The 11,610-nt window shown below is 73.1% G+C and carries 10 protein-coding genes; 8 read left to right on the top strand and 2 right to left on the bottom strand.

What is annotated here, in order from left to right:
• Nucleotides 1-10: 10 nt before the first annotated feature.
• Nucleotides 11-1,678: a hypothetical protein gene (locus WMF29_RS08415; RefSeq protein ID WP_437328346.1), complete on the top strand. Its 1,668-nt coding sequence runs from the start codon at nt 11-13 to the stop codon at nt 1,676-1,678.
• On the top strand, nt 1,679-2,665 hold the full coding sequence (locus WMF29_RS08410; RefSeq protein ID WP_437328345.1) for a hypothetical protein: 987 nt from the start codon (nt 1,679-1,681) through the stop codon (nt 2,663-2,665). It abuts the gene before it with no gap.
• A gap of 51 nt (nt 2,666-2,716) precedes the next feature.
• On the opposite strand, the gene WMF29_RS08405 is transcribed toward WMF29_RS08410, so the two are convergent.
• Together WMF29_RS08405 and WMF29_RS08400 are read right to left on the bottom strand one after the other, a co-directional pair.
• Entirely contained in the window at nt 2,717-3,547 is an 831-nt protein-coding gene (locus WMF29_RS08405) for an alpha/beta hydrolase (protein ID WP_437328344.1), read from the bottom strand.
• A gap of 171 nt (nt 3,548-3,718) precedes the next feature.
• Nucleotides 3,719-4,828: a CAP domain-containing protein gene (locus WMF29_RS08400; protein ID WP_437328343.1), complete on the bottom strand. Its 1,110-nt coding sequence runs from the start codon at nt 4,826-4,828 to the stop codon at nt 3,719-3,721.
• A gap of 843 nt (nt 4,829-5,671) precedes the next feature.
• On the opposite strand from WMF29_RS08400, the gene WMF29_RS08395 reads away from it, so the two are divergent.
• From WMF29_RS08395 to WMF29_RS08370, 6 genes are all read left to right on the top strand, one after another.
• Nucleotides 5,672-6,511 (top strand): SDR family oxidoreductase, encoded by an 840-nt coding sequence (locus WMF29_RS08395; protein ID WP_437328342.1) that lies wholly within the window; start codon nt 5,672-5,674, stop codon nt 6,509-6,511.
• A 10-nt stretch (nt 6,512-6,521) separates the two neighbouring features.
• Entirely contained in the window at nt 6,522-6,854 is a 333-nt protein-coding gene (locus WMF29_RS08390) for a hypothetical protein (RefSeq protein ID WP_437328341.1), read from the top strand.
• Nucleotides 6,855-8,000 (top strand): S-methyl-5-thioribose-1-phosphate isomerase, encoded by a 1,146-nt coding sequence (gene mtnA, locus WMF29_RS08385; RefSeq protein WP_437328340.1) that lies wholly within the window; start codon nt 6,855-6,857, stop codon nt 7,998-8,000.
• Between the two features lie 97 nt (nt 8,001-8,097).
• Nucleotides 8,098-9,234, top strand: a complete 1,137-nt coding sequence (lipA, locus tag WMF29_RS08380; RefSeq protein WP_437328339.1) for a lipoyl synthase — start codon at nt 8,098-8,100, stop codon at nt 9,232-9,234.
• Between the two features lie 266 nt (nt 9,235-9,500).
• Nucleotides 9,501-10,070, top strand: a complete 570-nt coding sequence (locus WMF29_RS08375) for a tellurite resistance TerB family protein (protein ID WP_437328338.1) — start codon at nt 9,501-9,503, stop codon at nt 10,068-10,070.
• A gap of 203 nt (nt 10,071-10,273) precedes the next feature.
• On the top strand, nt 10,274-11,464 hold the full coding sequence (locus WMF29_RS08370; RefSeq protein ID WP_437328337.1) for a thiamine pyrophosphate-dependent dehydrogenase E1 component subunit alpha: 1,191 nt from the start codon (nt 10,274-10,276) through the stop codon (nt 11,462-11,464).
• The last annotated feature ends 146 nt before the right edge of the window (nt 11,465-11,610 follow it).

Raw genomic sequence — 11,610 nt, 5'->3', positions numbered from 1 at the left:
TTGCGGGCCGATGTCCGCACGCAACGGCCCTGTTTCCCGCGCGCCGCGCGCGCTCCTCGCGATCGCGGGGGGCGTCGCCGGGTGGCTCGCCGCGGGCGCCGCGGCCGCGCAGGCTCCGCCGCGGAATGCGCAGGCGGAGGCGGCCCTGAAGGAGGCGATGGGGACCGACTACCTCGAGACGCGGTTCGCCCAGGCGGAGCGCAAGCTCCGGGCCGCGCTCGACGCCTGCGGCGAGTCAGGCTGCTCGCCTGCGGTCGAGGCGAGGCTGCTGGTCGCGCTGGGCACCGTGCTCGCTCAGGGCAGGAAGGGGCTGGAGGACGCGCGCGGCGCCTTCGCCGACGCCCTCCGCATCGATCCCTCGGCGAAGCTGGACCCGGATCTGGCGAACCCGGAGGCCTCGTCCGCGTTCGAGCAGGCGCGCGCGGCCACCGGCGCCGGGGCGGCCGGGTCGCCCGCGGCGCCTGGAACGGCCGGGTCGCCCGCGGAGGGCGAGGCGGCGGAGGGGCAGCTCCAGATCGCGCCGCTGCCCGAGCAGCGCGTCCGCACGCCCGTTCCGCTCTATGTCGAGGTCCCCGCCGAGCTGCTGCCCAGCGTGAAGCAGGTGACCGTCTGGTACCTGGCGCCCGGCGAGCGCGAGGTCCGCTCCCTCGTCATGAAGAAGCTGCGGGGCCAGGGGTTCGGCATCAACGTGCCCTGCGCCGCGGTGGGAAAGAAGGGGACGCTCCGCTACCACATCGCGGCCGTCGACGAGGACGGCGCGATCCTCGCGAGCGCGGGCGCGCGCGACGCCCCGCTGGTCACGCAGATCCGGGAGAGCATCACCTCGGCGCCGCCCCGCTGGCCCGGTCACGCTCCGCCGGCGGAGTGCGCGGCCCCGGAGCAGGAGCGCCCGCGGCAATGCCTCGACGACCGGCAGTGCAGCCGCGGGCTCGCCTGTGCCGGCGGCGCGTGCGTCGCGCGACCCGCAGCGGAGGCTGCGCCGGACGTCCGGAGGAGCTGGGTCGCCGTCACCTTCTCCCCCGACGTCGCGCTGCTCTCGGGGCGGGACGTGTGCACCGTCGCGTCGCAGCGGAGCGACCATTTCGTGTGCCTGCGCGGCGACGGGACCCGGTACGACGGCACGCCGACGCCGGACGTCGCGAACGACGTGAACCTCGGCTTCGCGCTCGCGACGTCGCGGGTGACGATCGCCTACGATCGTCTGGTCCTCGACAACCTCACGGTCGGCGGCCGCGTCGGCTTCGCGGCCGGCGGCACGACGGGGGGCGGCGCCTCGTTCCTGCCGCTCCACCTCGAGGCGCGCGCGCAGTACTTCCTCGGCGCGCGGCCGTTCGAGCGGCTCGGCGCGCGGCCGTTCGTGCTCGCCGCGGCCGGGGTCGCGCAGGTCGACACCGAGGTCGACGTGGAGGTCCTCGAGGACGCGACCGCTTGCGGGGCCGACCCTTCCGACAGGACGAGCCCCTGCACGAGGCCGGGGGCGAGCGGGAGGGTCGAGGCCCGGCGACAGACGCTCCTCGCGACCCGGCAAGCGGGCCAGGGGTTCGCGTCGGTCGGCGCGGGCGTTGCCTATGCGCCGATCGAGGCCCTCTCACTGAACCTCGCGCTCCGCGCGAGCCTCACCTTTCCTGCCGTGACCACCGTCCTCTCCCCGGAGGTCGGTCTTTCCCTGGGGTTCTGAATGGCTGACACGTCGGATCTGCGCCGCGGGGCGACTCCCCCTGGCGCGCTGCGCAACCCGAAGATCGATGCGGCGATCGAGCGCGCCGTGCAGCTCGGCGATCCGGCCGAGCTGCTCGCGCTGCTCGATCGCAGCTCCGGGCTGCCCGCCCGGCGCGGCGGGGTGCGCGCGCCCGGCCCCGACCTCGGGCCGAACGCCCCCTTGCCGCGCGTGAACCTGGACCTCGCGCGGGCGGTCGGCGCGGCGATCGCGGACCGCGGCGCGCCGGCCGAGCGGCTCGTGCGGGCGCTCTGCTCGACCGCCGAGGAGTACGCGCTCATCGTGGCGGCGCAGGCTCTCGCGTCGCTCGCGGTGCAGGGCGCGGCGCGGGCGAGCGGAGCGGGGCAGGCGCCGCGCGCGGGCGGCGCGCGCCGCGGGAAGGGCGGGCTGGATCCGCTCGAGGCGCTCGAGGAGCTGGCCGAGGACCCGCGGCGCGTCGTGCGCGACGGGGTGGTGGCGGCGCTCCGCGCCGTCATCGCGGCGCGCGGCGACGCGGTGGTCGGCGAGCTCTCGTCCTGGACCGACGGCTACCTGCAGGCGTACGTCGCGCTCGAGGCGCTCGCCGAGCGCACGCTGCTCGCCCGGCTCTCGGCGGGCGCGGAGGTGGTCGAGCGCCTCGAGGAGGCGTTCGTGCTCTCGGATCGCTCCCCGCGCGCGGACGAGCGGCTGCAAGGCCTGCGCCTGCTCCGGCAGGGGATGCCCGCGCAGATCGCGGCCCTCGCCGGCCGCTTCCCCGAGGTCGTGCGCTGGCTCGAGGAGAAGACGCGGGCGGAGCGCCCCGAGTCGCGCGACGTCGTGGCGGACGCGATCGCGGCGCTCCGGAAGACGTCCTTCTCGGATGCGGAGGTCGACCGCCTGTCGGCGGCGCTCGGCGCGACCGCCCCGACGCCGCGCTACGCGGCGCGCATCGTCCAGGGGACGCGCAAGCGGAGCAAGGGGCGGCGGTAGGGGACGACAGGGCCTGGGCCGCCGGTGCGAAGAGCGCCGAAACGCAGCAGATCAGGCGGCCTCCTGCGACCCCTCCAGCGCTCCGACGCCGCCCTGCTGCTCCCGGGCGGCCTCGGTGAACAGGAACTGCAGCGCCCCCGGCGCGCGCCGGCGCCACGCGTCCTCGGAGTGGGTCCCGTCCTCATCCAGGCAGAACAGCAGGTTGTCCTCCCTGTAGCCCTGCTGGCGAAGTTGCTCGACCAGCCGCGCGGCGTCGCGCAGCACCGAGCCGCCGTCCTCCTGAGCGCCGGCGTCGACGTACAGCCGCGAGCTTGCCGGGACAGCCAACGACGCGAGGATGTCGAAGATCTTCCGCTCGGCGAACCAGAGCGATGGCGACATGCAGAGCGCCGCCCCGAACACGTCGGGGCAACGCCAATGGGCATAGAGCGCCGCGAGGCCCCCCATGGATGAGCCGCCAATGGCCGTGCTGGCCGGGTCGCGCCTCACCGCGAAGCGCTCCTGTACGGCCGGCACGATCTCGGAGGTGAGCCAGCCAAGAAAATCGTCGAGCTTCCCTTCGCTGCCGTCGCCCGGGAACGGCGACAGCTCCGTCAACCGCTCTGGCCCGCCGTGATCGATCCCCACCAGGACCGGCGCTTCGAGACCTCGATTTGCAAGATCATGGACGGCCTCGTGAAGGTGCCACCCTCCGCTGTAGGAGGGGTCGTCGTGAAAGACGTTCTGCCCATCGAACAGGAAGAGCACAGGCGATGGCCGCCGGTCACGCGCCCCCTCGTCGGGCATGTAGACACGCACGTTGCGCTCCCCGTGGAAGCCGGGAATTCGGTACGGACCGAGAAGATAGATGACATGTGTTTTCGCGGAGGTCTGCTGTTCCACCGTCCCGGTGTAAAGCAATCACCAGGCCGCCACTCGCCTGGCGCTCTCCGGCTGCGGAGCGCGGCGCGGCCCGGGCCATCTCGGCTCCGGGTCGCGCCGCGCCGCCATGGCAGAACGCCTCACGCGTGACACGCTGCTGCGAGCAGGCGGGCGCCGCCGCGGGTGCCTGGCCTAATTGCAGCTCGCCTCGGAGGCGCCGCCGAACACCGTGGTCCAGTAGGACCCGTAGGTCCCGCCCCCGGTCGCCCGCCCGATGCCGATGACCTTGTAAGCGGAGCCGAGCATGTTCTTGTTGTGGCCGTCCGAGTTCTTCCACTGAGTGAACGTCGCCTGCGCCGCCGAGTTGCCAGCGGCGATGTTCTCGGCCATGGCGGTTCCCCCGCAACCGAGCTCGTAGCAGGCGTTGCACATGCGGGTCCAGGGCGTCCGGCCGTCGAGGCTCGTGTGCGAGAAATAGTTCTGATCGCGCATGTCCTCGCTGTGCCCCTGAGCAGCGCGGCTCATCGAGGTGCAGGCCGAGAGCGCGCCAAGGCCGTTCTGCGCGCGATACTCGTTGATGATGGTGAGGAACGCCTGCTCCTCGGTGTCGAGCGGAGTCGTGCTGGGCCCGGCGCCGCTGCACATCTGGCAGGCGCCGCAGTCGCTCGAGCAGATCGAGCAGTCCTCGCCCGCGCCGCAAACCCCATTGCCGCAGACCTCACCGCTCGTCGAGCCGCCCGCCCCGCCCGCGCCGCTCGTCGAGCCGCCCGCGCCTCCCGTGCCGCTCGTCGAGCCACCCGTGCCCCCCGTACCGGTCGTCGAGCCTCCCGTACCGCCCGCGCCTCCCGCGCCGCTCGTCGAGCCGCCCGCGCCGCTGCCCGGCGTCGAGGGGCCACACGCCGCCTGCACGTAAAGCCGCTTCGCGGTCCTCCTGCACGGATCGCCAGAGAAGGTCGCGTTGCTCGCCCGCACGGTACAGCTCGCCTTTCCGAGACACGCGCGCTCCACGACGGCCTTCGAGGTCGGCGCGTTGCACGCGGTGGCCGCGTAGCCGCCGCAGACCCCGCGCGGCCTGCCGTAACTCGCGAACTGGATCGCCGTGATGACCTCGCCGGCAGGACAGGAGAGCTCGACGTCCGCGCCCTCCGACGCGGTATCGCAGACCGCCCCCGCGAGCGGCGCGGACTGGTCGTCCGACAGCTCCGCCGACGGCTCCTCGCCGACCTCGGACGAGGCGAGGCAGCCGACGGCAGAACAGCCAGCGATGAAGGCGAGGACAAGCGTCCTGTGCAAAGCGCTCATGTGCATGCTCCTTGATTCTCTAAGCCCGTCTGAGCTCGACCCATCCCTGCGTCGCGGCGCGCGCCGGCATGTACGCCGGGGCACACGACACCCAGGTGGGCCACCCCAGTACAGCGTTGTTCAGGGGGCGGAGTAGCGCACAGCGCGATCCCACGCAGCGCAGCGCCTCCCTTCGATTCGCTCACACCACGGTGTCACCTGGCCGCTGGCATGTCCAGATACGAAACACGCCGGCGCGCATGATTTGCCGCTGAATCACTGGATCTTTTCAAGGCCCGTGAAAACGATCTCCGCGACGCTCGGCGACACAGGATTTCTTCAAGCAAAGGCGGTGTGAGACATGGACCCAGCAGAACACACCATCTGCCTTGGTCCGAAGGGTGGGTGTCCGTGCTCCGACGGCGGACCGCGATCGACAGCGCGGCTGAGCGGCAGCGTCATGCGAGCCTCGAACGGCCGGGCTCGTGCATCGATGTGCTCCCCGGGGAGCGGCGGCCGCATGTCAGCAGCATGTCAATCGAACGCCCATGACATTCCGCGCGACTCCCCCGCTCCTCGCCACACCGCCACGCCGCGCAGCTCGCCTGAGGGCCCTCGCCCGCTGACGGCCGCGGCAGAGCTCGTCCCTGCGTCACACGCGGGGTGGTGGATGTGGCCTCCCGCCGCACGCGCGCGCCGCCTCCCCCGCGCGGCGCGGCGGCCGTCGCGCTCGTGGAAAGGCGCCCCGACGGCCTGACGACCTGACGCCCTTACAACGCCGGCGCGGCGACCCCGCAGCACGGCCGCTCGACAGCGAACCGCGAGGCAGCACCCGCGGCGGCTCCTGTGCTATGACCGCCAACCATGCGCCTCAAGGACCGCGTTGTCTTCATCACAGGAGCTTCCCGCGGGATCGGCCGGGCCGTCGCCCTCGCCTGCGCGCGAGAAGGCGCCGATATCGTCGTCGCCGCGAAGACGGAGGTCGCCGAGAACCCGCGCCTCCCGGGCACGATCCACGACGTCGCCCGCGAGGTCGAGCAGCTCGGCCGCCGCGCGCTGCCCATCAAGCTCGATGTCCGCGACGACGAGGCCTGCAGGAGCGCCGTCGCCACCGCCGTCGAGCGCCTCGGGCGCATCGACGCGCTCATCAACAACGCGGGTGCGCTCTGGTGGGCCGACGTCGTGGACACACCCATGAAGAAGTTCGACCTCATCATGGGCATCAACGTGCGCGCGTCGTTCGCCCTCTCGCAGGCCGTCCTCCCCCAGATGATCGCGCAAAAATACGGCCACATCATCATGATGTCGCCCCCCGTCGACGCCGAGGCCTGCGCCCACCACGGGGCCTATGCGGTCTCCAAATTCGGCATGACGATGATCGCCGACGCCATCGCCGGCGAGTACGCGGAGCACAACATCACGGCCCACGCCCTCTGGCCCGCGACCGCGATCGAGAGCTTCGCCACGATCAACTTCGGCCTCGGCGGCCCGGAGCTCTGGCGCAAGGCGGATATCCTCGCCGACGCGACGCTCGCGCTGCTCTCGCGCGAGCCGTCCGCCCGGCGCGGCAAGGCGTGGATCGACGAGGTCCTGCTCCGCGAGGAGGGCGTCACCGACTTCTCGAAGTACCAGTGCGTGCCCGGCGTGGAGCCGCCGCACTTCCCCTTCACCGCGATCCCCAAGGCGACGGCCACCAAATCATGAGGCGCGATCCGTGACCCGCGAGGACGACAAGAAGACGCGCCCCGCCGCCGGCGGCGGCATCGATCCCTGGCCAGAGCTCGCCGCGGTCTTCGACGATCTGGAGACGCTGCTCAAGAACGGCGACGTGATCGAGGCGCTCACGGCGCGCGGGATCAACGCGAGCCTCGCGCTGCTCGCCGCCGACGCGCTCCGCGCTTACCTTGCGGGCCGCAAGGCCGACGCGGCGGAGGACTTCTCGACCGTCGCGGAGGAGATCCGCGGCCGGCTCGCCGCGAGCGCCGAGGCGCAGGGGCCGGACGACGGATCGCCAGGGGAGCCGTCACGCTCGAACGGGAGGGGCTGAATGGTCACGAGCTTCGAAGCAGAGCAGACACCGAAGCCAGGCGACGGCGCGCGGCCGACGCCGCCCTGGGAGCCGGCCGCGGCCCTCTCCGGCGCCGACTACTCGGCCGTCGAGCTTGCGCAGGGCGACGACCGCGTGTTCCTCCTCGAGCAGCGCGAGCTGCCCGAGCGCGAGCGCTACCTCACCGTGACCGACTCCGCCGGCGTCGCCGAGGCGATCCGGACCATGGTGGTCCGCGGCGCCCCGGCCATCGGCATCGCCGCGGCGTACGGGATGGCGCTCGCCGCGCGCGCCGCCCGCGACGAGGGCGCCTCCAGCTACGTCGCCGCCATGCGGGCGGCCGGGGAGCACCTCGCCTCCGCGCGGCCCACCGCCGTGAACCTCGGGTGGGCTGTGCGGCGCGCGATCGCCGCGGCCCTGCAGAACGCCGGGCGCCGCGGCGAGGAGCGCGCGCGGGAGCTCGCCGAGCTCGCCCGCGAGATCCACCGGGAAGACGTCGCCGCCTGCCACCAGATGGGCCGCGCCGGCGCGGCGCGCCTGCCGGAGTCGGGCACGGTCCTCACCCACTGCAACGCGGGCGCGCTCGCGACCGGCGGCTACGGCACGGCGCTCGGCGTGATCCGCGCCGCCATCGAGGAGGGCAAGGCGCTCCGCGTGCTCGCGTGCGAGACCCGCCCGTACCTCCAGGGCGCCCGCCTCACCGCCTGGGAGCTCCAGCGGGACGGCATCCCGGTCGAGGTGATCTCCGACTCGATGGCCGCGTGGTTCATGCAGAAGGGCGAGGTCGGCGCCGTCGTCGTCGGGGCCGACCGCATCGCGCGGAACGGCGACGTCGCGAACAAGATCGGGACCTACGGCCTCGCCTGCCTCGCGCGCCACCACGGCATCCCGTTCTACGTGGCCGCCCCGTGGAGCACGATCGACCTCGCCACCGACAGCGGCGCGTCGATCCCGATCGAGGAGCGGAGCCGCGACGAGCTCGCCGTCGTCGGCGGTCGCCGCGTCGTCCCGCCCGGCGTGCCCGTCCGGCACCCGGCCTTCGACGTCACCCCCGCGGAGCTCGTCACGGCCGTCTTCACCGAGCGCGGCAAGCTGACGACGCGCGAGATCAGCCGCTCCGTGCCGCCGGCGCCGCCGGCCGGCTAGCGCCGGCCGGCTCCAGTACCGCGCGCCAGAGGGCGGCGGAGCCGGCGCGCGCCCTCCCCCTCGCGCTCCCCCGCCGCATGGGCTAAGGACACCCCTGATGGCGCAGTTCTCGCCCAAACCTGAATGGCTCAAGGTCCGCGCTCCCGGGGGGGACACGTACCACCACCTCAAGGAGACGTTCCGCAAGCTCGATCTCCACACGGTCTGCGAGGAGGCGCGCTGCCCGAACGTCGGCGAGTGCTGGCGTGAGGGGACCGCGACGGTGATGCTCCTCGGCGACGTGTGCACGCGCGGCTGCCGCTTCTGCGCTGTCACGACGGGCGATCCGCGCGGCGCGGTCGACGTGCGGGAGCCGGAGCACGTGGCCCGCGCCATCGCCCGGCTCTCGCTCCAGTACGTCGTGATGACGATGGTCAACCGCGACGACCTGCTCGACGGCGGCGCCGAGCACGTCGCCCGCACGGTGAGCCGCCTGCACGCGCTCCGGCCCGACCTGCTCATCGAGACGCTGGTCGGCGACTTCCAGGGCCACATGAGCGCCGTCGACATGGTGGTCGACGCCGGGCCCGACGTCTTCGCCCACAACGTGGAGGTCGTCCGCCGCATCACGCGCGTCATCCGCGACGTCCGGTCGAGCTACGACCAGTCGCTCGCCGTGCTCCGGCGCGCGAAGGAGCGCCAGCGGCGCCTCGCCGCCGACGCGGCCGAGGCCGCGGGCGGCAGCGCCCCCCCGCCGCGGCGGCTCACCAAGAGCTCGGTCATGGTCGGCATCGGCGAGACCGACGACGAGGTGCTGGAGGCGCTCCGCGACCTGCGCGCGGCCGGGGTCGACATCGTGACGATCGGCCAGTACCTCCGCCCCTCCTCGAAGCACGCGCCCGTGCAGCGCTTCGTCGAGCCCGAGACCTTCGCCGCGTTCGAGCGCGCGGCGCTCGAGATGGGCTTCCTCTACGCCGCCAGCGCGCCGCTCGTTCGCTCGAGCTACAAGGCGGCCGAGGTCTTCGTCCGCAGCCTGATGGACCGAGGCGGCGCGCCGCTCCCCGCCGGCGCCTCCCCGGGCGGCGCCCCGGCCGTCGAGGCGCTCCTCGAGGAGCGCCTCGCCGTGGCGCGCCGCGAGGCCGCCCGCCTCACCGCAGAGCTCGACCCCGACGAGCCCCGTCCGCCCGACGGCCCAGCGACGGCGTCGGCCGGCACCGCGCGCCTCGTCCCGGCGGCCTCCCTAATCCGCCGCTAGAGCGGCACCCACCCGCTTCGGATACGGGCCCATCTCGACGTTTTCGGTGCTCGGCGCACTGGAGTGCGCCTGTGCGCCGAAAACGCCGATCTGGACCCGTCTCCTGTGCGGGTGAGCGCCGCTCTGGGACGGGCATGGCGGGTTGGATGCGAGACTGAACGCATTCACCGCGGTGAGCGCAGCCCCGGGGCTGACAGGCGCAAGCGCCTTGACGCTCCTTGGCGTTTGGCCGAGCGTATTGCTCGGCAGGAGGGTCCAACACCACGATGTCCGCTCCCATCAACAGGCGCCTCGGCGGCATCGCTCCCGGCGCCTCGCGCCTCGGCTCGGAGTCGCCCCGCGTGCGCGTGGCGTCGATCCTGGCCCAGGCAGCGAGGGCCTACAGCGCGCGCCCTCCGATCGAAGACATCACGATGCCCACCGGCTTCGATCCGGCCGCGGTGGCGCTCTTCGAGACGATCATCGAGGCCGCGTTCCTCGTCGCGAACGCCGACGGCCACTTCGACGACGACGAGCGCGGGCGCTTCCAGGCGATCGTCTCCGGCGCCTGCCAGAACCTCGTCCACGAGAAGCAGATCGAGGCGCTCCTCGCCGATCTCGGCGAGATGCTGGCCGAGGACGGGCTGGAGAAGCGCATCAGCATGGTCGCCCGCACGATCGCGCGGACCGAGCACCAGCGCGAGGTGCTCCGCGTGGCGGCCTCCATGGCGCACGCCTCCGGCGGCGTGAGCGCGCAGGAGCACGGCGTGCTCGAGCTGCTCGCGCGCGGGTTCAAGCTCGACGCGGCCGCCGTCGACGAGGCCCTCGCGCAGGCAGCCGAGCCCGTGAACGTCTAGCGTGGACATCAGCGCCGCCGCGTACGGCGGGAGACGCGCATCAGGGCGCGCGCGGGTTCGAGCTCGCCGCGGCGAGTCAAACCCCGGGCGAGATCGCTGCGACGAGTCAACGTCACATCAACGTCACGCGTAAAGCGAATGAGCGTGCGCCGCGTCTGGGCACTGGTCTCGGGCAGCGCCTTTGGTTAGTGTCCCGCGAACCGATGAGCACCGCGACGTACTCCACCGACCGCCCGCCGAACGTCTCAGGGGCAAGCCTCGAGCCGCAGGCTGCCGTCGCGCGGCACCCGCTCGATACGTGTGCCGACGACGTGATCAAGGTCCTGCGCGACGACGGCTCGCTCGACCCCGCGCACGATCCGAAGCTCGAGCCATCGGAGGTCATCGCCCTCTACAAGGCCATGGTGCGCACGCGCCTGCTCGACGAGCGGCTCGTGGCGCTGCAGCGCCAGGGGCGCATCGGGTTCCACATCGGCTCGCTCGGCGAGGAGGCCACGGTCCTCGGCAGCGTGTCCGCGACGCGGCCCCAGGACTGGGTGTTCCCCTGCTACCGCGAGTTCGGGGCGGCGCTCTGGCGAGGGCTGCCGCTCCAGCGGTACATCGACAACATGTTCGGCAACGCGAACGACACGGTGAAGGGGCGGCAGATGCCGGACCACTACACCTACCGCGAGGGCCACTTCGGCTCGGTGAGCTCGCCCATCGGCACGCAGATCACCCAGGCCGTCGGCTTCGCGTGGGCCGCGAAGCTGAAGCGCGACGAGCTCGTCACGCTGGCCTACTTCGGCGACGGCGCGACGAGCTCGTCGGATTTCCACAGCGCCCTGAACTTCGCCGGCGTGTTCAAGGTGCCGGTCCTCTTCCTCTGCCGGAACAACGGCTGGGCGATCAGCGTGCCGACCGAGCGCCAGACGTCGAGCAACACGTTTGCGAGCAAGGGCGTCGCGTACGGCGTCCCCGGGGTGCGGGTCGACGGCAACGACGTGTTCGCCGTCGTGAAGGTGACGCGCGACGCGATCGCGCGCGCCTCGCGCGGCGAGGGCGCGACGCTCATCGAGGCGATGACGTACCGCCTGTCGGGCCATTCGACGAGCGACGATCCCAAGGCGTACCGCCCCGACGCGTGGCTCGATCCGTGGCGCCGGCTCGATCCGATCGCGCGGCTCCGTCGGCACGTCGAGCGCACCCAGGGCTGGACGGACGCGCAGGATCGCGAGATCGAGGCGGCGGTCGACGCCGAGGTCAAGGCCTGCATCGCTGTCTCGGAGAAGGTCCCGCCGCCGTCGCTCGACTCGATGTTCGAGGACGTCTATGCGGAGCCGCCCTGGCACCTCGTGGAGCAGCGGGAGCAGCTCAAGGCGGGCCCGAGGCCCAAGGGTCACGGCGGCCACTAGGCAGCGCGGACGGCGGCGTCGGCGTGGCGGCTCGCCGGACGGCGGCGCGGCGGCGCGGCGGGGGTGGCGCCGCTGCCCGCGATCGGCGAGGACCCCCGGGGGGCCGGGGCGCCGGTGAGGTTGTACCCCCACCTGTTGGCCGAGAG

The organism is Sorangium sp. So ce381 (assembly GCF_051473845.1).
GTDB classification, from domain to species: Bacteria; Myxococcota_A; Polyangia; order Polyangiales; family Polyangiaceae; genus Sorangium; species Sorangium atrum.
Note: the sequence above shows the minus strand (reverse complement) of the source record. Positions and strands in the feature narration are given on the sequence as shown.

Coding starts and splice junctions, on each gene's coding strand:
- lipA (WP_437328339.1), top strand. CDS start 8,098: ATGGCGCAGTTCTCGCCCAAACCTGAATGGCTCAAGGTCCGCGCTCCC.
- WMF29_RS08370 (WP_437328337.1), top strand. CDS start 10,274: ATGAGCACCGCGACGTACTCCACCGACCGCCCGCCGAACGTCTCAGGG.
- WMF29_RS08400 (WP_437328343.1), bottom strand. CDS start 4,828: ATGAGCGCTTTGCACAGGACGCTTGTCCTCGCCTTCATCGCTGGCTGT.
- WMF29_RS08375 (WP_437328338.1), top strand. CDS start 9,501: ATGTCCGCTCCCATCAACAGGCGCCTCGGCGGCATCGCTCCCGGCGCC.
- WMF29_RS08415 (WP_437328346.1), top strand. CDS start 11: ATGTCCGCACGCAACGGCCCTGTTTCCCGCGCGCCGCGCGCGCTCCTC.
- mtnA (WP_437328340.1), top strand. CDS start 6,855: ATGGTCACGAGCTTCGAAGCAGAGCAGACACCGAAGCCAGGCGACGGC.
- WMF29_RS08410 (WP_437328345.1), top strand. CDS start 1,679: ATGGCTGACACGTCGGATCTGCGCCGCGGGGCGACTCCCCCTGGCGCG.
- WMF29_RS08395 (WP_437328342.1), top strand. CDS start 5,672: ATGCGCCTCAAGGACCGCGTTGTCTTCATCACAGGAGCTTCCCGCGGG.